This is a genomic window from Micromonospora sp. CNZ309 (assembly GCF_002846525.1).
Window position 1 is genome coordinate 6,194,411 of the sequence record NZ_PJNG01000001.1, and the last position, 25,627, is coordinate 6,220,037.

Genomic DNA, 25,627 nt, shown 5'->3' on the forward strand with positions numbered 1-25,627 from the left:
TGAGCGGCGACATGGTCGATCGTGACGAGCCGACCGGAGCGTTGGTCCGTCCATACGCCGTGACCCGCGGTCGTACCCGCCCCCGCCTCGACATCGCGCTGGAGGCGCTCGTCGAGACGACGGTGCGCGGCCGCGCCGCTGCCAGTAGTGGCAACGGCGGTCAGGGTCGCGAGCACCAGTACATCGCTGCGCTGTGTGATGGACGTGTGCAGTCGCTCGCCGAGATCGCGGCGCGCATGCAGCTCCCGCTCGGTGTGGCCCGGGTGCTCATCGCCGACATGGCGACGGACGGCCTGGTCGCGGTCCACGAGCCGACCATCTTGGACGACTCGGACGACGCGGTGGGCACTGAACTGCTGGAGAGGGTGCTGAGTGGACTTCGCAGGCTCTGACATGTCGCACCGCCCGCCGACCCCGAGTGGGCGCGTGACGTCGGCGAAGATCGTTATCGCCGGTGGATTCGGCGTCGGCAAGACGACGCTGGTCGGCTCGGTCTCGGAGATCACGCCGCTGACGACCGAGGCCATCATGACCTCCGCCGGCGTGGGCGTCGACGACACCCGGCAGGTGCCGGGCAAGACGACGACCACGGTGGCGATGGACTTCGGCCGCATCTCGATCGACCGTGACCTGATCCTGTACCTGTTCGGTACGCCGGGTCAGACCCGGTTCTGGTTCATGTGGGACGAGTTGGTCCGGGGCGCGATCGGCGCGGTCGTGCTGGTCGACACCCGCCGGCTGGCCGACTGCTTCGCGGCGATCGACTTCTTCGAGCACCGGCGGCTGCCGTACCTGGTGGCCATCAACTGCTTCGACGGGATGCAGTACCACGACCCGCAGGACGTCCGGGACGCGCTCGCGATCTCCGGGGACGTGCCGGTGGTGGCCTGCGACGCCCGCAACCGGGAGTCGACGAAGCACGTGCTGATCTCGCTGGTCGAGTACGTGCTGACCATGCGGCGCTCGCGCGCCGTGGCGCCGGCCTGATCGACGCGACCCGCGCCCGGTGACGGCCTCGGCCGCCACCGGGCGCTCGTCGCTGTCCAGGTCACGGGGGCGAGGGCCTGGCCCGAGGGGAGCCCCGCGGTGGCCGGGCGCGCTCGGGGTGGCCCGTCGGCACGGGGTCAGGACACCCGTGTCCAGGCTCCCGCGCTGACGGTGTAGACGCCCAGCGAGCCCTGGTCCATACCGCCGTGCCGGATGGGGGTGAAGGAGTACATCCCCGCCATCCCCTCGGTGACCTGGTTCTGGAGGAACGCGCGGATCCGTCCACGGTCGACGCTGGTGGAGAGCCGGGCCGCGTCCGCGATCAGCTGCACCGCGTCGGACGCGTACGGGGCGAAGCCGCTGAACCCGCCGTGCAGCTGCACGTAGCGGTAGACGAACTCCTTGCGATCCAACGCCGACATGGTGGTGTTGGCGAGCATCGCCCCGCCCAGCGAGGTCGGGTGCACGGCGTACGCGCCCTCCAGGAGGGCCACGTTCCCGCCCTGGAGGGTCTGCTCCGCCACCGCGCCCGCGTCGAGGAACACCGGCCCGTCGTAGCCGGCCCGGCGCAGCGCCCCGACGGCGGCTGCCGAGTCGGGGGCGGTCGCCCACACCACCACCCCGTCGGGGCGGGTACCCGCCGCCGCGCCGGCCGCCCGGCGGAAGTCCCCGCCGGTGCGGGGCAGCCGGGTGGCGGAGGCCAGCGCCACCCCGGCCGTGCGCAGGGCGCCTCTCATCGCCCGTGCGCCCGAATCGCCGTGCAGGCCGTCCGCCGCCAGCAGGGCGATCCGGGAGAGCCGCTGCGAGGCGATGAGCCGGGCGAGCCGACGGGCCATGTCGCCGGCGTCCGGAGTCATCTTGAAGACGTACGTCCGCTGCGCCAGCGGCAGCACGATCCCGTCGCCGAAGGCGAGCGAGAGGAACGGCACCCGCTCCTTCTGCGCCACCTGGACCAGAGCCATCGAGGTCTCGGCCATGGTGCCGCCGAGCAGGGCGTGCACGCCGTTGTCGCGGGCCAGCGCGGTGGCCTGTTGGGCCGCCAGCGCGGGGTCGCCGGCGTTGTCGCGTACCTCGAGCCGTACGGCGCGGCGGAGGTTGCCGATCGGGACGCCCTTGGCGTTGAGCGATTCGGAGGTGATCTCCAACGCCCGCCGCTGGAGTACGCCGAGCGCGGCGCCGGGGCCGGTCAGCTCCAGGCTGACGCCGATCAGCAGCTCCTGGCCGCTCGGCGCGACCGTCGTGGCGGGATCGCCCGCGCCCGCCTCGCCCCGCCCGCAGGCGCTGAGCAGGAGCGTGCCCGCCGTCGCGGCCAGCAGGCCACGGCGGGTGAACGCGGAGGAGCCGGTTGCCGATGTCGCCATGAGTCGCCTTCCCACCCGACGACCCCTGCCGCCGGCTGTTCCGCCGGTATGCTCCCGGCCGCCGCGAGGTGGCGTCAAATTATCCGGGTGTGGGCATGAACACGCAGGTGGGAGGCGATTTCCCGGCGGTCAGGAGCGGTAGCCGGCGGAGCGGAACTCGTATTCCCGGTCGTCGTCGCGGTCGCCCGTGTCACGGGTGAAGTCCCAGCCACCGGCGGCTTCGCGCCCGGGCCGACCGCCCACCGCGAACCCGCCGATCTCCTGCCCGCGGCGCCAGCCACGGAAGTAGCCGGTGGTGTTCTCGGCGAGGCTCGCCGCGTCGCGGACGATCCGCAGTGGCCGCTCGTCCCGCAGCGGGGAGCCGGGGACGAGGTTGGCCTGGGGGACCCGCTTCGGCAGCCCTGCCGGGGTCTCGGCGCCGACCGCCGGGCGGGCGGCCTGCTCGGCCGCCTGCCAGCCGGTGTCCGCGGTGGTGGACCAGTCCAGGTTGGACTCGTCGTCGTGCCCCACGAACCAGGCGGACTTGGCCTGGGCGAAGATCAGCAGGTCGCCGTCGCCCTCGTCGGACACCGGCGGAGGCCGGCGCTCGACCGGGGGTGCCGGCCGGTACTCGGCCGCGGGCCGCTCGTCACGGGGGACAGGTCGGCCACCGCGTGCGGCCTCCTCGCGGTCGACCAGCCGCAGCGGGGGCGTCTCGGGCTGCGCGTCCGGGGCCGGCCCTGTCGCGCCGCGCAGCGCGCGGTCCGCCAGCGGCGGCGGCTCGACCAACCGCAGCACCGGAGGCTCCTGGGGCAGGTCGTCGGCCAGCCAGGGCGGGGTGACCCGGCGCTCCGCCCCCGGATCGGTCGGGGCGTCGACGCCGCGCCCGCCGCGCTCTCCGTAGGAGTTGGCGACCGGGTTCTTGGCGGAGCTGTCGGCCGGGTCCTCCGGGTTGTTGACCAGCGGCCAGTTCGCCCGGGAACCGGGCGGAGCGGGCTCCGTGCGGGCGGCCGGGGTCGTCTCCTGGTCCGGCCGGGGCGTGGGCACGGGAACGCTGAGGTCGGTGGCGCTGAAACCGCCCGTGGGCGGGGCCGGCTCGACGTTCGTCTTCGGCCGGGGCGGGATCACGGTGCGCTGGCGCTCGGCGCGGGCGTTCTGGATCGCCGCGGTGGTCAGGGTCGGGCGGAACGGCTCGCCCGCCTCGGCCGGCGGCACCGCGCCACGCTGCGCCGGGGCGATGGGGGTGATCCCCGGCGGCGGAGGCGGCGGCGCGGACACCGGGCGGTTGGTCGGGCCATCGATGCGGCTCGGCAGCGCTCCCGGCCGCGCGGGGGGCGCGGAGACCGGGGGACCGGCGACCGCAGCCGGCGTGACCGGCGTCGGCGCGACCGGGGGCGGGGTGACGGGGGCCGGGGCGACCGGCGGCGGGCCGAGCGGTCGGGGGGCCGGGGGCGCCGTCGTGCCGGAGACGGGCTCGGGCCGGCTGCGGCGGCCACCGCCCGGGGCGGGCTCGGACTCGGCGGGCCGCAGTGGACGCGGAGCGGCGCCGGTGGGGGCGAGGCCGGGCAGGCCACCGCCGGTGGGAGTCAGGCCGGGCAGCGCGCCGGCGGGGGCGCGACCGGGCACGTCGCCGAGCGGCTCGCCGTGGCGGGTCGCGGCGCGGCGGCCCGGGGCCGGCGTGGCGGGCGCGCCCACCCGCTCGTTGAGCGCGCCGACCAGGGCCTGGCAGCCGGCGTCGCAGGCGCGGACGGAGGCGACGGCCTGCCGTACGGTGTCGGCCACCGCGGAGGTGAGGGCGCGGTTGACGGTGGCGCGTCGGGGCGTCTCGCTGATGGCGACCCGCAGGGCGGTCACCGCCGAGGTGAGTTCGTCGGCGTCGGCGACCCCGTCGGCGGCGAGACGCGTCGCGACCGCCTCCGCCGGGGCGTCGCCGCCGCGACCCACGGTGCCGGTCAGCATGCCGGGCTCGGGCAGCGCGTCCAGCACGGCCAGCGAGACCGGCTCGGCCGGGTCCGGGTACGCGCGCAACGCGGCCGGGTAGAGCTCGCGCAGCACCTCCCGCAGCGCGACGGCGGCGGAGTGCCGGCCGCTGGCCAGGGCGGCGTGCGCGGCGAGGACCTGCTTGTAGCCGGCGAGGTCCCGGGGGGCCGGGAGGGTGACGGCGGAGAGGGCGCCGGCCTGCAGGGCGCGGGCCAGGCCGACGGCACGCCGCTCGACCGGGGGCGACTGCATCTCCTCCAGGGAGTCGTCGTCGGCGAAGCGTTCGGCGAAGTCGTCGACGGAGTCGTCGTCCGCGATCGCCAGTGGACGACCCGCCGCGCTGAGCAGCGAGGTGACCGTGTGGTCGTCGCTGTCGGCGGCGATGGCCGCACCGCTCGGCCCGCCCGACCGCTCCACGAGCAGCGCGACCAGCTGGGCGTAGCCAGCGGGGTCGTCACCGATCTCGCGGACATGCAGCAGACGGCCTGCGTCGTCGACCACAGCGGACGTCAGCGTCGAACCGGCCGAGACCGGTCGGTCGGCCGGATCCGCCGAGGCCAGACCGCAGTACACGCGCACGAGCGCCACGGCGTCGTCCTCCTCCCGGGACACAAGGCTTTCACTGCCAGAGACTGATGCTCCCCGTAAAGGGTCAGTCGCGCCAGTCCACGACCGCAGAGATCTTTCCGACAATGGTGCGCCAACCCAGACTTGCGGTTTGTGCCCCGATTTTCTTCAGTCGGCGCCGCCCGAAGAAGCCGCCCACGCCGCCGTCGACCGTGGCGCGCAGCGCCTCGTCGAGATCGTCCAGGCTGGAGCCGGCGGAGAGCATGTCCAGCACCGCGGGTAGCCGCAGCGCGTACGCCAGGTCGCGGGCCACCTCGCCGGCCTCGATGAGCAGCGTCGGGTCCCAGGTGTCGTGCCCGCCGCGGAGGTTCTCGACCACCAGGTCGAGCTCGTAGACGTCCTCGTCGAGCGGCGCGATGTCGGCCGGCTCCACCCGTTCGGACAGTTCATTCCAGCTGTCCAGCTGAGACAGGTCGTTGGGCGCCCCGGACCGGACGAAACTGACCAGCGACTCGGGCGTCTTGAAGAGCAGCAGCTTCCCGCGGTGGCTGAGGAAGACCGGCACCTCCTCGTCGCCCGCCTCGTCCTCGTCCTCGTCGGAGTCGGCCTTGGCGTCCTCGTCGGTCGCGTCGCGGCGGCGGCCCTTGGCCTCCTCCTCGTCGCTCTCGGCGAACTCCTGGGCGACCTCCTCGTCGAGGATGACGACGGCCTCGTCGTCGTCCTCCTCGTCGTCCTCCTCCGCGACCTGGCGGCGGGCCAGGAACGGATCGTCCTGGTCGCGCTCGGCGACGTCGGTCGGGGTCAGCTCCCGAGCCGGGCGGTAGGCCCGCAGCGTGTAGCCGGTGCCGGCGGGCAGCGCGATCTCCACCGGGTCGATCCGCAGCTCGTCCCAGAGGGCGCGGGCGGCCTCGGCAGAGACGGTTGCGGTGCCGGACTCGGCCGGGGCGTCGGCGTCGTCGAGCTCGGGCTCGTCGGCGTCGGGCCGTTGGGGCGACTGGCGGGCCACGCTGACCTCCGTGTGCTTCGGGTTGCCCACCCGTCGGCGTCCGCCGCCGACGAGTGACTCTGGGCACATACCCTAGTGGGCGTCTCCGGGAGACCGGTGCCCGCACCCCGGTGGCGGTCCCGCCCGCCGACAAGTAGCGTTGCTACGCATGAAGGCCCAGGCGCTGCACGGACACCTCGACGCGCTGCTGCTCGCGGTGCTCGAGCAGGGTCCGCTGCACGGCTACGCGATCATCGAGGCGCTGCGCAGCCGCAGCGACGGCCAGCTCGACCTGCCGACCGGCACCATCTACCCGGCGCTGCGTCGGCTGGAGCGGGCCGGCCGCGTGGCCAGCACCTGGAGCACCGTCAACGGGCGGGAGCGGCGGACGTACCAGCTCACCGACGAGGGTCGGCGGGCGCTGGCCGGCGAGCGGTCGGGGTGGCACGAGTTCCGCTCCACCGTCGGGCGCTTCCTCGACACCGACACCCCGCCGACCGCCCCGGCCTGACCGCCGGTTTCAGCGGGTGGCGAGCAGCCAGGTGTGTGCGGCCCGGCCGAGCCAGAGGTAACCGGCGGCGGCCACCACCGTGCCGATGATCATGGGCGGCCAGGTGAGCGCGGCGTCCCAGAGGCCGATCGACCACGCGAAGAGGGCCGAGCCGGCCAGCACGCCGAGGGCGAGGACCCCGGTGAGGGCCGTCCCCACCGCCCGGTCCACGGCACGGCCGCGCAGCGCCGCCCGCCCGCCCGGCAGCAGCCCGATCGCGGCCAGCACGAACGCCGCCGCCCAGATCCAGCCCACCGACGCCGACAGCAGCTGGTAGGCGGCCGGCGGCGGGGAGCCGTTCCAGCTCGCCCCCCGCCAGGTGAGGTCGCCGGCGACGAACGCGACCGTGGCGAGCGCGACGACCCGCAGCGACAGCCCGCGCAGCGCACCCGCCGCCAGCTCCGCCTGGTAGGCCGGGGCGAGTTCCGCCGGCGCGCCGAACTCGGCCACCGCCCGGCGCTGCGCCTCCGCCGCCGGCAGCCCACTCTCGCGGTACGCGTCGACGGCGTCCAACAGCCCGTGCCGCGCCTCGGCCAGCAGGTCGGACCTGAGGCGGCGCGGCCCCCGCAGGCGCGCGCCCAGCTCCCGCAGCCGTTCCTCCACGATCGTCGCGTCGTCCTCGCCCCGCATGGCCCCACCCTGTCACGCTGGCGCCGCGGTCGTCGTCGGGGAGAACCCTGGCCCCGACCCGGATCCGGGCGGACGGGCGTCAGGGGCGCAGCGCCAGGTACCCGCGTTCGGCCGCCTCCTGGATCAGCCACTGGTCCCGGTACCAACCGGGGGCGGCGACCAGCTCGGCGTGCCGGCCGCGCTGGGCCACCCGCCCGGCGTCCAGGACCACGATCTCGTCGAGCCCGGCCAGCCCGCTGAGCCGGTGGCTGATCAGCAGTACGGAGTGCCCGGCCGGCGTGGCGGCCAGCGCGGAGGCGAGCACCGCGTCGGCGGCGGCGGGATCGAGCCCCTCGGTCGGCTCGTCGAGCACCAGCACACCCGGGGCCGCGAGCAGCGCCCGGGCCAGCGCGAGCCGCTGCCGCTGGCCGCCGGAGAGCTGACCGCCCTCCTCGCCGACCACGGTGTCCCAGCCGTCGGGCTGCTCGCGTACCCAGGCCAGCAGCCCGGCCGCCGCGGTGGCCGCCGCCAGCTCCTCCTCGTCGGCGTCGGGCCGCCCGAGCAGCAGGTTCTCCCGCACCGAGGCGTGGAAGACGTACGCCTCGGCGAGCAGCCCGCCGACGGCGCGGGGCAGCTCCTCGGCCCGGTACGCCGACAGCTCCCGCCCGTCGAGGGTGATCCGCCCGTGCGCGGGGCGCACCGCCCCGGTGAGTACGGCGGCCAGCGTGCTCTTGCCGGCGCCGCTGGGCCCGACCACCGCCACCCGTCGACCGGGCGGCAGGTCGAGGCCGAACCCGTCCAGGGCGGGCGGGGCACCCTCCCGGTACCGGACGGTGACGTCCTCGAACCGCACCTCGTACGGCCCGGGGCCGACCTCGGCGCCGCCGGGGGCGGCCGGACCGGCCGGGGCCTCCAGCAGGGCGGCGACCCGGGTCAGGCCGGTCCGGAGCTGGGTCCACTGCCGGGCGGCCCCGACCAGGGCCAGCGCGATCTCCACGGCGGCGAGCGTGCCGACCGCCAGGACGCCGACCAGCACGCCGTCCACGCCGTCGGCGAGCGCGGCGAGCACCACCGCCCCGGCGGTCAGCCCGGCCACCAGCACCCCGGCCGCGTCGACCGCGAAGCCGGTGGCGGCGAGCCGCCGCTCCAGCCGGGCCAGCTGTTCCGCCCGCGCCCCGGCCGCCTCCAGCGCGTGCCCGGTGGCGCCGAACGCGGCCAGGTCGGCGGCGCCGTGGGTGAGGTCGACCGCGTCGGTGGCGAGGGCGCCGCGCAGCGGCGCCAGTTCGGCGGCGGCGCGGCGGGTCAACGCGGTGGCCAGCACGGGCAGCGCGACCCCGGCGAGCAGCAGCCCGACCGCGAGCACCCCGGCGGCGGCCGGCGACATCAGTGCCGCCCCGCCGACCGCGAGCACGCCGACCAGCGCCGCCGCCGAGGCCGGCACCAGCACCCGTAGCAGCAGGTCCTGCACCGCCTCCACGTCGGAGACGAGCCGGCTCAGCGCGTCGCCGGAGCGCTGCCGTGCCGCCGGGCTGGCGGCGAGGGTGCCGAAGACCCGGGCCCGGACGTCGGTGATCAGCCGCAGCACGGCGTCGTGCCCGGCGAGCCGTTCGGTGTAGCGGAGCACGCCCCGGCTGATCGCCAGCGCCCGGACCGCCACGATCGCCACGGTGAGGCGGTCCAGCGGGGGGCGTTCGGCGGCGCTCATCAGCAGCCAGGTCGCGGTGGCCATCAGGGCGAGGGCGGCGAACTCGGTGGCGGCGGCGAGCAGCCCCGCGCCGAGCAGCCGGTTCAGGTACGGCCGGGCCAGCCGCAGCACGGCCCGCTCGGCGGAGCCGGCGCGCCCCGGCCCGGGCCGGGCGGCGGCAGCGGCGCTGGGCACGTCGGAAGTCCGGGCGTCGGCAGCGGCGCTGGGCACGTCGGCGGAGCCGGGTGCGTCGGTGGGCTGCGTGCGGGGCCGGGCGTCGGCGGGGGGCCGGTCGTCGGTCATCGGGTGGCCTCCCCGGCCGCCGTGCGCGTCAGTTCCGTGACCCGGCCGTCCTCGATCCGCAGGATCCGGTCGGCGTCGGCGAGCAGGGCCGGCCGGTGCGCCACCAGCAGCGCCGTCCGGCCGGCCACCAGGCGGCGGGTGGCGTCGAGGACGACGGCCTCGGCGGCGGTGTCCAGCCGGGCGGTCGGCTCGTCGAGCAGCACCACGGGCGCGTCCCGCAGGAACGCGCGGGCCAGGGCGACCCGCTGCCGTTGCCCGCTGGACAGGCCGTGCCCGCGTTCGCCGAGTACGGTGTCGAGCCCGTCGGGCAGCCCGGCGACCACGTCGTCCAGGGCGGCGTCGTGGACCGCTGCGGCGAGCGCCGCGTCCGGGGTGTCCGGGGCGCCGAGCCGGATGTTGTCGGCCAGTGAGGCGGCGAAGAGGTGGGCCCGCTGCGGCACCCAGGCCACCTGGCGGCGCCAGCCGTCGGCGTCGGCGTCGGTCAGGTCCACCCCGCCCACGGTGACCCGGCCGGCGGTCGGCGTGACGAAGCCGAGCAGCAGGCCGAGCAGCGTGCTCTTGCCGGCGCCGCTGGGCCCGATCACGGCGACGCGTTCGCCCGGCCGGATGGTCAGCGTGACGTCGCGCAGGGCGGTGGTCCGCTCGTACCGCACGGTCACCGCCTCGAACCGGATCTCGCCGCGGCCGCCGGGGACGGGCGCGCCCTCGCCGCGCGCCGGCGCGGGGGCGGCGGCCGACAGGGTGAGGGCCTCGTCCAGCGCGGTGAGCCCCTCCATGCTGGCGTGGAACCGGGCGCCGGCCGCCCGCAGCGGCAGGTACGCCTCCGGGGTGAGCAGGAGCACCAGCAGCGCGGTCTGGAGGGTCAGCCCGCCGCCGAGCAGCCGTACGCCCACCGGCACGGCGACCAGCGCCACGGAGAGGGTGGCGACCAGCTCCAGCACCAGCGCGGAGAGGAACGCGATCCGCAGCGTCTTCATGGTCGCGACCCGGTGGCCGTCGGCCATCCGGCGGACCACCTCGGTCTGCGCCCGCGCCCGGCCGAACGCGCGCAGCGTGGGCAGCCCGGCGACCATGTCGAGGAAGTGCCCGCCGAGCAGGGAGAGCCGTCGCCACTGCCGCTCGGTGGCGGCCTGCGCCTGCCAGCCGAGCAGCGCGCCGAAGATCGGGATCAGCGGCAGGGTCACCGCGATGATCAGCGCCGAGCTCCAGTCGGCGACGAAGACCCGGGCCAGCACGGCGACCGGCACGGTGACGCTGAGCACCAGCTGCGGCAGGTAGCCGGTGAAGTAGGCGTCCAGCGCGTCCAGCCCGCGCCCGGTCAGCGTGGCGAGTTGCCCGGCGCGCTGCCCGGCGACCCAGCCGGGGCCGTGTCGCCCGACCGACGCGAGCAGGTCGGCCCGCAGCGCCGCCTTGACCGTCGCCGCGACCCGCGCCGACACCGTGCCCTGCGCCCAGACCAGCAGCGAGCGGGCGGCCACCGCGGTGGCGAAGCCGGCCAGCGCGGGCCGGTCGAGCCGTCCTTCGAACGCGGTCGCCAGCAGCGCGGCCAGCGTCGTGGCCTGCGCGACGACCAACCCCGCGGCCAGCACGCCGAGTAGCGCGAGCATGGCGAGGTCGCGCCGGGCCCCCGGGACCCGGCGCAGCAGACGCGGGTCGAAGGGACGGCGGTTCACCAGTACACCGGTGCCCTGCCGTCGGTCCGTCCCCGGAACACCCACCAGCACATCGCCTGAAAGCCTAGTAGGGCCGGCAGGAGCGGCAGCGTCAGCCAGCCCAGCAGCCGCAGCGTGGGTGTGCTCGCCGCCGCGTCGGCCACGGTCAGTGACGCCCCCGGGTCGACCGTGGAGACCAGCGCGTAGGGCCAGATGGTCGCCCCGACCAGCGCCACCGGCAGGGCCAGGGCCGCGCAGGTGGCGGCGAAGGCCAGCCCGGGCCGCCGCCGCGCGAGCGCCGCGCGGGTCGTCAGCAGCGCCGTGACCAGCAACGACAGCAGCAGTACGCCCACTACTGGCTGCTGTGCGGCGGCGCGTACGTCGGCGGAGAGCAGGCCCAGGACGGTGGCCGCGCCGACGGTGGTCAGTGCCACCGGGACGAGCCGGGCGGCCAGCCGCCCGACCTGCGCGGCGTCGGCGGCGGGCAGCCGGAGCGTGAGAAAGGTCGCACCATGCAGCGCGACCAGCGCGGCGACGGCGAGCGCGGCGGCGGCCACGAACGGGGTGAAGAGGTGGGTCACCCCGGCGACGTGGCCGTCGGCGCGCAGCGGTACGCCCTGGAGCAGCCCGGCCAGCACGGCACCCCAGCCCAGCGCGGCGAGCGCGCTGCCGACGACCACGATCCGGTCCCACCGGGTGCGGGCGCGCTGCCCGCCCGGTCGGCTGCGCAGCTGCACGCCGGCGGTCACCAGCACGACCCCGGTCAATGCGCACAGCACCGCCGGGTAGAAGCCGGAGAGCAGTTCCCCCTCCAGCACGGGGAAGGCGCCGAACAGGATGCCGACGGCGGCCACCAGCCAGACCTCGTTGCCGAGGAAGAACGGGCCGACCGCGTTGAGCGCGGCGCGCCGGCGGGCCGGGCCGGTGTCGCGGGCGAGCAGCAGGCCGACGCCGTAGTCGTACCCGCCGAGCACCAGGTAGACGGCGAAGAAGAGGCCGAGCAGGGCGTACCAGGCGAGTTCCACGGTCGTCTCCTCAGGCGAAGGCGGGCTCGGGGTGGGGGTCGGCCGGCGGCTGGTCCGGTTGCCGGCCCAGGGCCGGGTCGTGGGCCCCCCGGGCGGCGTGCCGCGCCAGCAGCACCCAGTTGGTGACGGCGAGGGTGCCGAGCAGCAGGCTGAAGCCGATCAGCGAGGTGAGCATCAGCCAGGGGCTGACCGGCGACACGGCCTGCTCCACGGGCAGCAGCCCGTACGCGGCCCAGGGCTGGCGGCCGACCTCGCGGGCGATCCAGCCGAGGATGACCGCGACGAACGGCAGCGGCAGGGCGAACTGGAGGATCCACAGCGGGACGCGCAGCCGGATGATCCAGTCCCGCCACAGCAGCGGAAGCATCAGCCAGAGCAGGCCGAGGGTGAACCCGATCAGGATCATGAAGCCGAGGCCGACGTCGGCGAGGGCCGGCGGCGTGTAGTCGCCGGGGCCGAACCGGGCGGTCCATTCGGCGATCAGCGGCGCGGCGGCGGGGTCGTCGCCGAACTTGGTGGGCTGCACGTCGCTGATCGCGAAGAACTGGGCGAAGCCGAAGCCCTGCACGAAGAAGATCGCCACCGCCGAGGTGATCAGGCCGATGCGCAGCCCCTTGCGGTGCAGCGCGAAGTCGTCGGTGCGCCGGAGGAGGTGCCACGCGCTGACCGCCGCCATCAGCATCCCGCCGACCAGCAGCGCCGCCGTGACGACGTGCCCGAACGCCATGCGGAAGGTGGGGTTGTCCAGCAGCGCGGAGAAGTCGGTGAGGTGCGCGACCCCGTCGCGTACCTCGTGGCCGACCGGGTTCTGCAACCAGGCGTTGGCCACCATGATCCAGAACGCCGAGGCGTACGCGGTGATCGCGACGCCCCAGAGCAGGGCGAGGTGGACGCCCCGGCGCAGCCGGTGCCAGCCGAAGATCCACATGCCGAGGAACGTCGACTCCAGGAAGAAGGCGACCAGCGTCTCGATGGCCAGGGGCGCGCCGAAGACGTTGCCGACGTAGCGCGACAGGCCGCTCCAGTTCAGCCCGAACTGGAACTCCATCACGATGCCGGTGGCGATCCCGAGGACGTAGTTGATCACGTAGAGCTGGCCCCAGAACCTGGTCAGTCGCTCGTAGACCGGCTTGTTGGTGATCACCGAGGCGGTCTGGAGATAGACCAGCAGGGTCACCAGGCCGAGGGTGACCACCACGAAGAGGAAGTGGATCGAGGTGGTGGTGGCGAACTGCAGGCGGGCGAGCAGCAGGGTGTCCATGGCCGGCTCTCCGTACGGTTGGCTCACTTGTCGTAGCGAGCCTACACGTAGATTGCCTACACATAACTACTATGGCCCGTCGTAGTGGATCCTACGACGACTTGTAGTAGCTGTGGGGGGAGGAGCGACGGGCGGGTCGCGTCGCCACCCGGGCTGGCGTCGTCCAGCATGGCGGGACGCGCTCCACGCAGCGGTAACTACCGATGCCGTAAGGGTGGACCGAGTCCCGGGAAGGCCGCCCGCAGGCGGCGCGGGGCCGGCCCGGAGTCAGCTCAGGAAGAGGGAGACCGGCAGGGCGGCCACGGTGGTCGCCACGGTCAGCGCGGCGGTTCCGAGCAGCCGGGGCGGCCGGCCGGCGACCAGCAGCCGCTGCACCCGTACGTCGAGATCCCGGTCGCCCACCCCGAGGGCGCCCGCCGGAGTGATCCGGTTGCCGGCGGCGGCGAAGCGGCGCAGGGCGCCGGCGAGCGGCGCGTCGGCGTGCGCCTCCCGGGCCTTGTCGTCGGCCCGCATCTCGACCAGCAGGGCGACCCGGTCGTGCGCCTCGCGGACCCACGCGAACCACGGCAGCGCCCGGCTGAGCGCGGTGAACGGCAGCAGCACCAGATCGTGGCGTTCCTGGGCGTGCGCCCGCTCGTGGGCGAGCACGGCCGCCAACTCGGCGGGGTCCAGCAGGTCGAGGGCGCCCGCGCTGACCACCACCCGGGGCCGCATCCCCGGCAGGCAGTACGCCGCGGCGCCCGGGTGGTCGAGCACCAGCGCCCCGGGCACCGTCGGGTCGCGCCGGGCGACCAGGGCGAGCAGGTCCCGGTGCCGGCGCTGGGCGCGTACGGTGCCGTGGATGCTGCGGACGGTCGTGGCCAGCAGGACCGCGCCGATGCCGAGGCCCACCCCGACGGCGGCCAGGTGCGGCGCGCCCAGCCCGACGGGCAGGGTGCCATGGGCGAGGTCCGTGGCGAGGGCGACCAGCGCGCTGCCGGTCGGGCGGTCGTAGGCGGCCAGGCCCAGCGCGATCGGCACGCCCATGGCGGAGAGCCCGAGGGCCAGCCCGACCGCCTGCCAGCAGACGATCGCCACGCGGGGGCTGCGCCACGTCCAGGTGGAGCGGGACAGCACCTGCGCGGTCAGCCAGCAGGCCAGCATCGACGCGGCGAAGTGCAGGGCGTACGCCACGACCGCCGCCCTACCTGTCCGCTGCCTTGTCGGACCGGGGCGGCAGGCCGTCGACCGACGGCGCCTCGACCCGGCCGGTCAGCGCGCTCCCGTCGTGCCCGGTCGCCCCGGCCTCGGCCCCGAGGGCGGCGCGCAGCACCTCGGCCTCGGTGCCGGTCACCGAGCGGGCGAAGCGCACCAGCGCGGCGTCGCGGCTGCCGCCGAGGTCGAGGGCGTCGAGCATGAGCTGGGCGATGTACGCCTCACGGCTGGCGGCGGCTCGGTAACGCCAGGCCCGCCCCTCCCGCTCGCGCTGCACCATGTCCTTGCCGGCGAGCCGGTCCAGCACGGTCATCACCGTCGTGTACGCCAGCTCGCGTCCGTCCAGCGCGTCGGCCACCTCGCGCACGGTGATCCCGTCCGAGGTGCCCGGGACCGAGTCCCACAAGACGTCCATCACCGCGCGTTCGAGATCACCAAGCCGAGTCACGCCGCAATCCTACCCCCGGTAGTAGACCCGCCCCGCCCCGCACGCCCGCCCCGCCCGGAGCGGGCGGGGCTCCCCCGGAAAACCCCAGGACAGAACAGTCACACCCCCTTGGGGTGCCAGACCGTCTTCGTCTCCAGCAGGGTGGTCATCCGGGTCATGCCCGGGTCGGCGGACCAGTCGTGGTCGGCCGGGGCCGGCCGGAGCACCCGCTTGAGGTTCTGCGCCGCCTTGACCTCCAGCTCCACCGCCAGCTCGGCGTCGGTCACCCCGGTCAGGTCGATGGCGTTGACGTCCATGTGGGCCGCCAGCGCCGGCACGGTCTCGGCGATCCGCCCGGTGAGCAGGTTGACCACGCCGCCGGGCAGGTCGGAGGTGGCGAGCACCTCGGCCAGCGTCACCGCCGCCAGGGGCTGCGTCGGCGAGGTCGCCACCACCACGGTGTTGCCGGTGACGATCGCCGGGGCGATCACGCTGACCAGGCCGAGCAGCGCCGGGGACTCGGGGGCGACCACGGCCACCACGCCGGTCGGCTCGGGCGCCGACAGGTTGAAGTACGGCCCGGCGACCGGGTTGGCGCCGCCGTACACCTGGGGGAGCTTGTCGGCCCAGCCGGCGTACCAGACCCAGCGGTCCACGGCCGCGTCGACCTCGTCGCCGGGCACGCCGAGGGCGACGAACTGCTCGCGCCGGCCCTCCAGCATCTCGGCGACCCGGTAGAGGATCTGACCCCGGTTGTACGCGGTCGCCCCGGCCCAGCCCTTCACGGCGGCGCGGGCGGCGACGACGGCGTCCCGCGCGTCCTTGCGGGAGGCCAGGGAGACATTCGCGTCCTGCACGAGATACGACCGTCCCGACTCGCTGCGCGGGAACTTCCCGCCGATGAAGAGCTTGTACGTCTTGCGTACCGCGACCCGCTCAGACATTGAGGTAGCCCTCCAGCCCGTGCCGGCCGCCCTCGCGACCGTAGCCCGACTCCTTGTAGCCGCCGAACGGCGAGGTGGGGTCGAACTTGTTGAACGTGTTGGCCCAGACCACGCCGGCGCGCAGCCGGTCGGCCATCCAGAGGATCCGGGAGCCCTTGTCGGTCCAGATCCCGGCCGACAGCCCGTACGGCGTGTTGTTGGCCTTCTCGACGGCCTCCGCCGGGGTGCGGAACGTCAGCACGGACAGCACCGGGCCGAAGATCTCCTCGCGGGCGATCCGGTGTGCCTGGGTGACCCCGGTGAAGATCGTCGGGGCGAACCAGAAGCCGCGCTCCGGCAGCTCGCACGACGGCGACCAGCGCTCGGCGCCCTCGGCGGACCCGGCGTCGGACAGCTCCCGGATCCGCGCGAGCTGCGCGGCCGAGTTGATCGCCCCGATGTCGGTGTTCTTGTCCAGCGGGTCGCCGACGCGCAGCTGGGCCATCCGCCGCTTCAGCGACTCCAGCACCCGGTCGGCGACGTTCTCCTGGATCAGCAGCCGCGAGCCGGCGCAGCAGACGTGCCCCTGGTTGAAGAAGATGCCGTTGACGATGCCCTCGACGGCCTGGTCGACGGGGGCGTCGTCGAAGACGATGTTTGCCGCCTTGCCGCCCAGCTCCAGGGTGAGCTTCTTGCGGGTGCCGGCCACGGCGCGGGCGATGGCCCGGCCCACCTCGGTCGAGCCGGTGAAGGCGACCTTGTCCACGCCCGGGTGCTCCACCAGCGCGCGGCCGGTGTCGCCGGCGCCCGTGACGATGTTCACCACGCCGGCGGGCAGGTCGGCCTGCTGGCAGATCTCGGCGAAGAGCAGCGCGGTCAGCGGGGTCGTCTCGGCCGGCTTCAGCACCACCGTGTTGCCGGCGGCCAGCGCCGGGGCGATCTTCCACGCCAGCATCAGCAGGGGGAAGTTCCACGGGATGACCTGCGCGGCCACGCCCAGCGGCCTCGGACCGGGGCCGAAGCCGGCGTGTTCCAGCTTGTCGGCCCAGCCGGCGTAGTAGAAGAAGTGCGCGGCGACCAGCGGCAGGTCGACGTCGCGGGACTCCTTGATCGGCTTGCCGTTGTCCAGCGACTCCAGCACGGCCAGCTCGCGCGAGCGCTCCTGGATGATCCGGGCGATCCGGAACAGGTACTTCGCCCGGTCCCGGCCCGGCATGGGGCCCCAGACCTTCTCGTACGCGGCCCGGGCGGCGCGGACGGCGCGTTCCACGTCCTGCGCGCCGGCCTCGGCGACCTCGGCGAGCACCTCCTCGGAGGCCGGGTTGACCGTCTTGAACGTGCCGCCGTCGGCCGGGTCGACGAAGTCACCGTCGACGAAGAGCCCGTAGGAGGCCTTGAGGTCCACCACCGAGCGGGACTCGGGGGCGGGTGCGTATTCGAACATCGGCTCTCAGTCCAGGGTGAAGTAGTCGGGACCGGAGTAGGTGCCGGTCGTCAGCTTGGTGCGCTGCATGAGCAGGTCGTTGAGCAGGCTGGAGGCGCCGAAGCGGAACCAGTCCGGGTCCAGCCAGTCCGCGCCGACGGTTTCGTTGACCATCACCAGGTACTTGATGGCGTCCTTGGTGGTCTTGATGCCGCCGGCCGGCTTCACGCCGACCTGCCGGCCGGTGGCCGCCCGGAAGTCGCGTACGGCCTCCAGCATCACCAGGGTCACCGGGAGGGTGGCCGCGACCGGGACCTTGCCGGTGGAGGTCTTGATGAAGTCGCCGCCGGCCAGCATCGCCAGCCAGGAGGCGCGCCGCACGTTGTCGTACGTGGCCAGCTCACCGGTCTCCAGGATCACCTTCAGGTGGGCGTCCCCGCAGGCCTCCTTGGTGGCCACGATCTCGTCGTAGACCTCGGAGTAGCGCCCGGCCAGGAACGCGCCCCGGTTGATCACCATGTCGATCTCGTCGGCGCCGGCCGCCACGGCCGCCCGGGTGTCGGCGAGCTTGACCTCCAGCGGGGCCTGGCCCGACGGGAAGGCGGTCGCCACGCTGGCCAGGTGCACGCCGGAGCCGGCGAGCACCTCGGCCACGTGCGGGACCATCGAGGGGTAGACGCAGACCGCGCCGACGTGCGGGCAGGACGGATCGGCCGGATCGGGGCGCAGTGCCTTGGCCGCGAGGGCCCGCACCTTGCCGGGGGTGTCGGCCCCTTCGAGGGTGGTCAGGTCGACCATCCGGATCGCCAGGTCGATGGCCTGGGCCTTGGCGGTGGTCTTGATGGAGCGGGTGCCGAGCTGTGCCGCCCGCTGCTCCGCGCCGACCTGATCCACGCCGGGCAGGCCGTGCAGGAAGGTCCGCAGAGCGGTCTCGGATCGTCCCAACTCGGAGAGCTCCGACCGGGCCGACGTCGCTGTCGCCGTCATGGCCCGAAGTCTACGCACCCGACCCGACAGTGATCTTGGTCACGGTGCCGTCGGGAGCGCGCGTGGTGAGCGAGGTCGCTGGTCCGGCCGCACCCGCAGTGCGGGAGCGGGGCGACCGGTAGGTTGAGCGATCGTGGACGTACACGTCATTGACCATCCGCTCGCCCAGTCGCGGCTGACCGCCATGCGGGACGCGCGCACCGACTCCTCCTCGTTCCGGGCGGCGCTGCACGAACTCACCACCATGCTGGTGTACGAGGCCGCGCGCTCCTTCCCCGTCGAGAAGTACCCGGTGCAGACCCCCGTCACCGGCACCGAGGGCACCCGGCTGGCCAATCCGCCGCTGCTCGTACCGGTGCTGCGGGCCGGCCTGGGCATGGCCGACGCCGCGCTCGGCCTGCTGCCGGAGTCCTCGATGGGCTTCGTCGGTCTGGCCCGCGACGAGGAGACGTACGAGCCGCGCGCCTACATGGAGTCGCTGCCGCGCGACCTGAGCGGCCTGCCGGTGCTGGTGCTCGACCCGATGCTCGCCACCGGCGGCTCGCTGGAGCACTGCTGCCGGCTGCTGGCCGACCGCGGGTGCACCGACATCACGGTGCTCTGCGTGCTCGCCGCGCCCGTCGGCATCGAGCGGCTGGAGTGCTCCGGCCTGCCGCTGCGCCTGGTCACCGCCTCCATCGACGAGAGGCTCAACGACCGCATGTTCATCGTGCCGGGGCTCGGCGACGCCGGCGACCGCCAGTTCGGTGGCATGCCCCGCTTCTGAGGTCCGTCGCGCGGCTGCGCGTGAATCCGTGCGCGAGTCCGTGCGCGGGATGCGCGCAGCCGCTACCGTCTCCGGCCATGACTGGTGTTGCGCTCGCCGAAGAGCTGCTTCTCCTCGCGTACGACGACGAGACCGGCAAGGCGACCATGCCGCGGATCAGCCTCGACCTGGGGATGGCCGCCGCGGTGCTGATCGAACTGGCCCTGGCCGGGCGGATCGCGTACTCCGCGGGGTCCCTGACGGTGGTCGACCCGACGCCCACCGGCGAGCCGCTCGTCGACGGGGTCCTCGCCCGCATGGCGGCCGACACGCCGCACAGCCCCTCGTCGTGGGTGCAGCGGCTGCGGCACGGCCTGCGCGACAAGATCCTCGGCGACCTGTGCGCCCAGGGCGTGGTGCGTGACGTCGACGAGACCGAGCTGGGCTTCATCCACGTGCACCGCTACCCGACGGTGGACCCCGCCGTCGAGGCGGACACCCGACGCCGGCTCGCCGAGGCACTGGCCAGCGGCGAACTGCCCGACGAGCGGACCGCCGCGCTGGCCACCCTGGTCGCGGTGCTGCGGATGGAGCCGGCTCTCGGCCTGACCGGTGACGCGGCGCGGGAGGCCCGGCAGCGGCTGGAGGAGATCGCCGGCGGCGCCGGCTTCTCCGGCACCGTCAGCCTGGACGACTCCGTGGTCCGCCCCTCGGTCGGCCTCGTCGTGGCCGCCCTGGGCCGCGCCGTCGACGCCGCCCTGGGCCCCCGCCGCTGACCCCCCCCGGCTGAACCACCCCACCCCACCCCACCCCACCCATCCGGCCGCACCCCCCCGACACCCCGTCGATCGTGAGGTTGGCGGGCCGGGGAAGCGCTTTCCAGTGCCGCTAACCTCATGATCAACGTGGCGGGGACGGGGTGGGTGGGCCGGGGGACGGGGCAGGGTGGGTCAGAGGCCCAGGGTTGCGGCCATTTCCTTGCGGAGGGTGGTTACCGCGTCGGTGGCGCGGGCGCGGGCTGCGGCGACGTCGCCGTCCGCCACCGGCTCCACCACCTCCAGGTACGCCTTGAGCTTCGGCTCGGTGCCCGAGGGGCGGATCACCACCCGGGCGGTGCCGGTACGCAGGATCACCACGTCGGCCTCGGGGAGCAGGTCCTGTGCCTCGGTGACCGGCTGGCCGAGCAGCGTGGTGGGGGTGGCGGCCCGGATCCGGGCCATCGCGTCGGCGATCAGCCGCAGGTCGTCCACCCGTACCGAGAGCTGGTCGGTGTGGTGCACGCCGAACTCGGCGGCCAGCTCGTCGAGCCGGTCGGTCAGGGTGAGTCCCCGCGCCTTGAGCCCGGCGGCCAACTCGGCGACGGTCAGCGCGGCGGTGATGCCGTCCTTGTCGCGTACGTGCTCGGGGGCGACGCAGTAGCCGAGCGCCTCCTCGTAGCCGAAGACCAGCGGCTCGGCCCCGCCGCCGGCCCGCACGATCCACTTGAACCCGGTCAGCGTCTCGTCGTACGGCAGGCCCCGGGCGGCGCACATCGCCCGCAGCAGGGACGACGACACGATCGTGGTGGCGTAGAGCCCGGTCACGCCGCGCCGCATGAGGTGGTCGGCCAGCAGCACACCCACCTCGTCGCCGCGCAGCATCCGCCAGCCGGGCGGGGCCGCGTCCGGCTGGGCCGGGCCGGCGACCTCGCCGCCCGCGCTCGCCGCCCGGGCGGTGTCCCGGACGGCCACGGCGCAGCGGTCCGCGTCGGGATCGTTGGCGATGGCGATGTCCGCGCCGGTCGCCTCGGCCAGCGCGACCAGCCGGTCCACCGCCCCCGGCTCCTCCGGGTTGGGGAAGGAGACGGTCGGGAACGCGGGGTCGGGCTCGGCCTGCTCGGGCACCACACCGGGCACGGGGAAGCCCGCGCTGGCGAACGCCGCGGTGAGCACCGCCGCGCCCACCCCGTGCAGCGGCGTGTACGCCACCGCCAGGTCGCGTGGGCCGCCCGGGTCGATGACGGCGGTGGCCCGCTGCACGTAGGAGGCCACCAGGTCGTCGCCGAGCACCTGCCCGGCCGGGCCGAGCGGCACCTCGGCCAGCGGCCCGACCGACCGGATCGCGGCCTCGATGCCGGCGTCGGCCGGCGGCACGATCTGGGCGCCCGCGCCCAGCGTCCCGCCCAGCTCTGCGCCGAGGTAGACCTTGTAGCCGTTGTCCTGCGGCGGGTTGTGGCTGGCCGTGACCATCACCCCGGCGACCGCCCCGAGGTGGCGCACCGCGTACGCGAGCACGGGGGTGGGCAGGGGACGGGGCAGCAGCAGCGCCGGGCGTCCCGCGCCGGTGGCGACCTGGGCGGTGCGCTCGGCGAACTCGCGGGAACCGTGCCGGGCGTCGTACCCGATCACCAGCGGACCGGTGCCGCCCTGGGCGGCGAGCCAGCCGACCAGCCCGGCGGCGGCCTGGGTGACCACCGCGAGGTTCATCCCGTTGGGGCCGGCGCGCAGCGGGCCGCGCAGCCCGGCGGTGCCGAAGGTCAGCGGGCCGGCGAACCGGTCGGCCAGCTCCGGGGCGCTCGCCGGCAGGCGGTCGAGCACCGCCCGCAGCTCCGCCCGGCTGGCCGGGTCGGGATCGTCGTCGAGCCAGCGCCGCGCTCGCTCGCGAATGTCGTCGATGTCAGTGGTTTCCGCCGGCATGTCTCTTGATAGCACGCCGGCGGATCACCACCGCGCGTCCCCCGGGCTCAGCCGGCCTCGGTGAGCTGGAACGACTTCACCATCTCGTCGAAGATCGGCTTGCTGTCGGCGAACTTCGCGTCGGTCGAGGTCAGGTAGAACGAGTAGACCTTGCCCTCGTGGACCACGCCGCGCCACACGCCGTGCCGCTTGGCCTCGCCCTCGCCGCAGGTGTACTCGAACTCGGCCGCCGCCTTGCCGACCCACTGCACCTCGTTCATGGCGAGCTGGGCGTACGGCTTGGCGCAGGACTTGGAACGGTTCTTCAGGGTGTCCTCGGCGACCTCCGCCCAGCGCATGGAGGTGGTGCGGAAGTCCTCCACCAGGATCCGGACCTTGCGGCCCTCGTCCTCCGGGTCGACGTAGTCCACCCACACGCCGGCGCTCTTGACCTCCCAGCCCTGCGGCACCATGACGCGCACGCCCTTGCCGGTGTGCTCCTTCATCTCGGGCACGCCGGCGGCCGGGGCCTGCGAGGTCGGGGCGGCCTGCGGGACGGTGGGTGCCGGGTCGTCGCCGCCGGTGAACAGGGCGACAGCCCCGATCAGCAGCAGCGCGGCCAGCCCACCGGCGGCGGCGAGCTGCACCTTGCGCGGCCAGCCTTTGACCGTGCCGACGAGCTGGTTGCCGACGGTGCCGACCCGACCGGCGAAGCCGCCGCCGGAGCCGCCCGTGGCCGGCGCGGTGGCCGGGGTCGCCCACGCCTGGCCGGTGCCGGGCACGGACCACTGGCCGCCGCCGTACGTCCCGCCGAGCTGCTGGGTCGCCTCGGGCGGCGGTGCGCCGAAGACGGGGGTGCCGGCGGTCACCCGCTGGGTGGCCTCCGGCGGGGGCCCGAAGGTGGGCGTGCCCGCCTTCACCCGCGGGGTCGCCTCCGTCGGGCCGCTGAAGCCGACCAGGCCGGCGGCGTTGGTGCGCAGCTGCTGGGTCGCGTCCGAACCGCCGGACCCCATCCGCTGGGTCGCCTCGGCGCCGCCGTAGGTGCGGCCGGCCGGGGTGGGGCCACCCGGCGCCGGCATTGCGCCGGTGGGGGTGTGCAGCGGCCCGGCCAGGGCGTCGGCGCTGGTGTCGTCCATCGCGGCGGGGCTCGCGGCGAGGGCGGCCTGCGCGGGGCGCTCGCCCCGGCGCAGCGCCGCCAGCCGGTCGGTGAGCGACTCGCCGGGGTTGAGCATCGCCCGGCCGCCGATCTGCCCGCTCGGCTTCGGCTGCTCCGGCTGGGCGGCCGGCGGGGTCGGCACGGGCCGCTGCACCGGCACCACGGAGTAGGGATCGGTCACCGAGTTCACCGCGGCGGCGTTGCTGGTCAGCGGGCCGGCGAGCAGTTCGCGCAGCATGGCCCGGGCGGTGTGCACGTCGAGCCGGCGGGCCGGGTCCTTCTCCAGCAGCCCCATCAGCACCCGGGCCAGCGGCCCGCTGCGCTGCGGCGGGGCGGGCGGGTCCTCGACCACGGCGTGCATGGTCTCGATCGGGTCGCCCTTGTCGAACGGGGGCCGCCCCTCCACCGCCGTGTAGAGCGTGACGCCCAGCGAGAAGAGGTCGCTCGGCGGGCCGAACTCCTGGCCCATCGCGCGCTCGGGGGAGATGAAGTGCGGCGAGCCGAGCACCATCCCGGGGGTGGTGAGCTGCACGTCGGTGGGCATCCGGGCGACGCCGAAGTCGGTCAGCACGCAGCGCCCGTCGGCGCAGATCAGCACGTTGGCCGGCTTGACGTCGCGGTGCAGCACGCCGATCGCGTGCGCCACCTCCAGCGCGCCGAGCAGCGCGATGCCGATCTTGGCGACCACCCGCTGCGCGACCGGCCCGTCCTCGATCACCATGTCGGCGAGGCTGCGGGCGTCGAGCAGCTCCATCACGATCCACGGCCGGCCGCCCTCGGTGACCACGTCGTAGACCTGGACGACGGCCGGGTGCTGGATCGCCGCCGCCGCGCGGGCCTCGCGCAGGGTGCGCTCGTACATGGCGTCGCGGTCGCTGGGGGCCAGCCCCGGGGGCAGGACGACCTCCTTGACGGCCACGTCCCGCCGCAGGAGTGTGTCCGTGGCACGCCAGACCGTGCCCATGCCGCCGTTGCCCACCGCCGAACGCAGCGAGTAGCGGTCGCCGATGGTCGTGCCGGGCGTCGCGCGTCCGTTGGGGGAACTGACTGGTCCGCCGCTCCACGTCGGGATCTGAGTCACAGAAAAGCCACCGGGGGAATTCGAGGGGGGCTGGGACACAACCCCCCTATCTTGCTGGTTCCGACGCCCGATGCGAAACCCGACGCGGCGGACGTTTGTCGAACTGGACGGTACGTGTCCGAGCGCTCACCTCTCGTCGATGCCCGTCGACGCGTCGACCGGTGTGCGGTATCCCTCACCCGCCGACGCCGTCGCGCGTCCTACCATCCGCTAATGAGCGAACCGCGGTCAAGCGAGTCCGGTTTTCCGATCAAGGGCGTCTACACGGCGGCGGACCTTCCGGAGGAACTGGACTCCCGGCTCGGCGGACCGGGCGAGTTCCCGTACACGCGCGGGGTCTACCCCACCATGTACACCTCCCGCCCGTGGACCATGCGCCAGTACGCCGGCTTCGGTACCGCCACCGAGTCCAACGCGCGGTACCACCAGTTGTTGCGGGCCGGCACGATGGGTCTCTCCGTGGCCTTTGACCTGCCGACGCAGATGGGCTACGACTCCGACGACCCGATCGCGCACGGCGAGGTGGGCAAGGTCGGGGTGGCCATCGACTCGATCGACGACATGCGGATGCTCTTCGACGGCATCCCGCTCGACAAGGTCTCGACGTCGATGACCATCAACGCGCCGGGGTCGGTGCTGCTCCTGCTCTACCAGCTCGTGGCCGAGGAGAACGGGGTCGCCGGCTCGGCCCTCAACGGCACGATCCAGAACGACATCCTCAAGGAGTACATCGCCCGGGGGACGTACATCTTCCCGCCGAAGCCCTCGCTGCGGCTGGTGGCCGACACCTTCGGCTACTGCCGCAAGGAGGTGCCGAAGTGGAACACGATCTCCATCTCCGGCTACCACATGGCCGAGGCCGGCGCGTCGCCCGCGCAGGAGATCGCGTTCACCCTGGCCAATGGCGTCGAGTACGTTCGGGCCGCGCTGGCGGCCGGCCTGGCCGTGGACGACTTCGCGCCCCGGCTGTCGTTCTTCTTCGTCGCCCGCACCACCCTGCTGGAGGAGGTGGCCAAGTTCCGGGCCGCCCGCCGGATCTGGGCCCGGCTGATGCGCGACGACTTCGGCGCCAAGAACCCGAAGTCGATGATGCTGCGCTTCCACACCCAGACCGCGGGCGTGCAGCTCACCGCCCAGCAGCCCGAGGTCAACCTGGTCCGGGTGGCGGTGCAGGGCCTCGGCGCGGTGCTCGGCGGGACCCAGTCGCTGCACACCAACAGCTTCGACGAGGCGATCGCGCTGCCCACCGAGAAGGCGGCCCGGCTGGCGCTGCGCACCCAGCAGGTGCTGGCGTACGAGACGGACCTGACCGCCACGGTGGACCCGTTCGCCGGCTCGTACGTGGTGGAGGCGATGACCGCCGAGATCGAGGCGGCGGCGACCGAGCTGATGGAGCGGGTGGCCGACCACGGCTCGGCGGTCGACGCCATCGAGGCGGGCTTCCAGAAGCGGGAGATCGAGCAGTCCGCGTACCGGATCGCGCAGGAGATCGACTCCGGCGAGCGGGTGGTGGTGGGCCTCAACCGGTTCACCGTCGACGAGGAGGAGCCGTACGAGCCGCTGCGGGTGGACCCGACGATCGAGGCGGCGCAGGCCGAGCGGCTGGCCCGGCTGCGTGCCGAGCGCGACGCCGGGGCGGTCGAGCGGGGGCTGGCGGAGCTGCGGGCCGCCGCCGAGGGCACGGAGAACGTGCTCTACCCGATGAAGGAGGCGCTGCGGGCCCGCGCCACCGTGGGCGAGGTCTGCGGCACCCTGCGCCAGGTGTGGGGGCTGTACCGCCCGAGCGACCGGTTCTGATCACGTCGCCCGACGGCCGTCCGCCCTCCCGCCGCGCCGGGGGCGGGCGGGGAGTCGGCGTCGGTGCGGCACCGTTTCACCCCTGGCCGTAACCGGCCGGTGCACGTGCGGGTAACGACCCGCCCACGGCGCGTTCCTGCTGGTCGCGGGCCTGCGAGGAGGAGCGCTACAGTCGGAGGAGACCCTGGCCGCCCATCGGCGGCGCGGGCGCGTGGAGCGGCCCCGGCGACGCAGCCGATGGCTGCGCGCGCGGTGCGGGGCGACGTGGCCCACCGGCCACGGCGTGTGCCGGACGGG

21 protein-coding genes are annotated in these 25,627 nt (G+C 74.7%); 6 read left to right on the top strand and 15 right to left on the bottom strand.

Features of this window, described 5'->3' with window-relative positions; all coding sequences use genetic code 11:
* The first annotated feature begins 11 nt into the window (after positions 1 to 11).
* Entirely contained in the window at positions 12 to 392 is a 381-nt protein-coding gene (locus tag CLT72_RS26770; RefSeq protein ID WP_101415408.1) for a DUF742 domain-containing protein, read from the top strand.
* Between the two features lies 1 nt (position 393).
* On the top strand, positions 394 to 987 hold the full coding sequence (locus tag CLT72_RS26775) for a GTP-binding protein (RefSeq protein WP_089002065.1): 594 nt from the start codon (positions 394 to 396) through the stop codon (positions 985 to 987).
* A gap of 137 nt (positions 988 to 1,124) precedes the next feature.
* On the opposite strand, the gene CLT72_RS26780 is transcribed toward CLT72_RS26775, so the two are convergent.
* From CLT72_RS26780 to CLT72_RS26790, 3 genes are all read right to left on the bottom strand, one after another.
* Positions 1,125 to 2,348, bottom strand: coding sequence for an ABC transporter substrate-binding protein (locus CLT72_RS26780; RefSeq protein ID WP_101414118.1), 1,224 nt, complete (start codon positions 2,346 to 2,348; stop codon positions 1,125 to 1,127).
* A 129-nt stretch (positions 2,349 to 2,477) separates the two neighbouring features.
* Positions 2,478 to 4,919 (bottom strand): transposase, encoded by a 2,442-nt coding sequence (locus CLT72_RS26785; protein ID WP_101414119.1) that lies wholly within the window; start codon positions 4,917 to 4,919, stop codon positions 2,478 to 2,480.
* Between the two features lie 40 nt (positions 4,920 to 4,959).
* Entirely contained in the window at positions 4,960 to 5,910 is a 951-nt protein-coding gene (locus CLT72_RS26790) for a DNA primase (RefSeq protein ID WP_101414120.1), read from the bottom strand.
* A gap of 118 nt (positions 5,911 to 6,028) precedes the next feature.
* Here CLT72_RS26790 and CLT72_RS26795 point away from each other — a divergent pair, with 118 nt between their 5' ends.
* A complete protein-coding gene (locus CLT72_RS26795; protein ID WP_101414121.1) occupies positions 6,029 to 6,370 on the top strand; it encodes a PadR family transcriptional regulator in 342 nt (113 codons plus the stop codon).
* Between the two features lie 9 nt (positions 6,371 to 6,379).
* Here CLT72_RS26795 and CLT72_RS26800 read toward each other — a convergent pair whose 3' ends face one another.
* The 10 genes from CLT72_RS26800 to deoC form a co-directional block, all read right to left on the bottom strand.
* Complete coding sequence (locus CLT72_RS26800) at positions 6,380 to 7,039, bottom strand: permease prefix domain 1-containing protein (protein ID WP_101414122.1); 660 nt, start codon at positions 7,037 to 7,039, stop codon at positions 6,380 to 6,382.
* Between the two features lie 79 nt (positions 7,040 to 7,118).
* Positions 7,119 to 9,005 carry a thiol reductant ABC exporter subunit CydC gene (gene cydC / locus CLT72_RS26805; RefSeq protein WP_101414123.1) on the bottom strand — a complete coding sequence of 629 codons (1,887 nt, stop codon included), beginning with the start codon at positions 9,003 to 9,005 and terminating at the stop codon, positions 7,119 to 7,121.
* Positions 9,002 to 10,678: a thiol reductant ABC exporter subunit CydD gene (cydD, locus tag CLT72_RS26810; protein ID WP_101414124.1), complete on the bottom strand. Its 1,677-nt coding sequence runs from the start codon at positions 10,676 to 10,678 to the stop codon at positions 9,002 to 9,004. Before cydD ends, cydC begins: the two co-directional genes overlap by 4 nt.
* Positions 10,675 to 11,682: a cytochrome d ubiquinol oxidase subunit II gene (locus tag CLT72_RS26815; RefSeq protein WP_101414125.1), complete on the bottom strand. Its 1,008-nt coding sequence runs from the start codon at positions 11,680 to 11,682 to the stop codon at positions 10,675 to 10,677. Before CLT72_RS26815 ends, cydD begins: the two co-directional genes overlap by 4 nt.
* Positions 11,683 to 11,692: 10 nt before the next feature.
* On the bottom strand, positions 11,693 to 12,970 hold the full coding sequence (locus tag CLT72_RS26820) for a cytochrome ubiquinol oxidase subunit I (RefSeq protein ID WP_250101875.1): 1,278 nt from the start codon (positions 12,968 to 12,970) through the stop codon (positions 11,693 to 11,695).
* Between the two features lie 240 nt (positions 12,971 to 13,210).
* Positions 13,211 to 14,116 carry a M56 family metallopeptidase gene (locus CLT72_RS26825; RefSeq protein ID WP_101414127.1) on the bottom strand — a complete coding sequence of 302 codons (906 nt, stop codon included), beginning with the start codon at positions 14,114 to 14,116 and terminating at the stop codon, positions 13,211 to 13,213.
* A 10-nt stretch (positions 14,117 to 14,126) separates the two neighbouring features.
* A complete protein-coding gene (locus tag CLT72_RS26830) occupies positions 14,127 to 14,585 on the bottom strand; it encodes a BlaI/MecI/CopY family transcriptional regulator (protein WP_101414128.1) in 459 nt (152 codons plus the stop codon).
* 98 nt (positions 14,586 to 14,683) lie between these two features.
* The gene (locus CLT72_RS26835; protein ID WP_101414129.1) at positions 14,684 to 15,508 is read right to left on the bottom strand and encodes an aldehyde dehydrogenase family protein; all 825 of its coding nucleotides are present in this window, start codon (positions 15,506 to 15,508) and stop codon (positions 14,684 to 14,686) included.
* Complete coding sequence (locus CLT72_RS26840) at positions 15,501 to 16,931, bottom strand: aldehyde dehydrogenase family protein (protein WP_101414130.1); 1,431 nt, start codon at positions 16,929 to 16,931, stop codon at positions 15,501 to 15,503. Before CLT72_RS26840 ends, CLT72_RS26835 begins: the two co-directional genes overlap by 8 nt.
* Positions 16,932 to 16,937: 6 nt before the next feature.
* Complete coding sequence (deoC, locus tag CLT72_RS26845) at positions 16,938 to 17,897, bottom strand: deoxyribose-phosphate aldolase (protein WP_101414131.1); 960 nt, start codon at positions 17,895 to 17,897, stop codon at positions 16,938 to 16,940.
* Positions 17,898 to 18,030: 133 nt separating this feature from the next.
* Here deoC and upp point away from each other — a divergent pair, with 133 nt between their 5' ends.
* On the top strand, positions 18,031 to 18,663 hold the full coding sequence (gene upp / locus CLT72_RS26850) for a uracil phosphoribosyltransferase (protein ID WP_101414132.1): 633 nt from the start codon (positions 18,031 to 18,033) through the stop codon (positions 18,661 to 18,663).
* 77 nt (positions 18,664 to 18,740) lie between these two features.
* Entirely contained in the window at positions 18,741 to 19,418 is a 678-nt protein-coding gene (locus CLT72_RS26855; protein ID WP_089002049.1) for a GOLPH3/VPS74 family protein, read from the top strand.
* Between the two features lie 174 nt (positions 19,419 to 19,592).
* Here the strand turns inward: CLT72_RS26855 and CLT72_RS26860 are convergent, their stop codons facing one another.
* Positions 19,593 to 21,317 (bottom strand): phospho-sugar mutase, encoded by a 1,725-nt coding sequence (locus CLT72_RS26860; RefSeq protein ID WP_101414133.1) that lies wholly within the window; start codon positions 21,315 to 21,317, stop codon positions 19,593 to 19,595.
* Between the two features lie 47 nt (positions 21,318 to 21,364).
* On the bottom strand, positions 21,365 to 23,533 hold the full coding sequence (locus tag CLT72_RS26865; RefSeq protein ID WP_101414134.1) for a serine/threonine-protein kinase: 2,169 nt from the start codon (positions 23,531 to 23,533) through the stop codon (positions 21,365 to 21,367).
* Between the two features lie 213 nt (positions 23,534 to 23,746).
* Here CLT72_RS26865 and CLT72_RS26870 point away from each other — a divergent pair, with 213 nt between their 5' ends.
* Positions 23,747 to 25,330, top strand: a complete 1,584-nt coding sequence (locus CLT72_RS26870; protein ID WP_101414135.1) for a methylmalonyl-CoA mutase family protein — start codon at positions 23,747 to 23,749, stop codon at positions 25,328 to 25,330.
* The last annotated feature ends 297 nt before the right edge of the window (positions 25,331 to 25,627 follow it).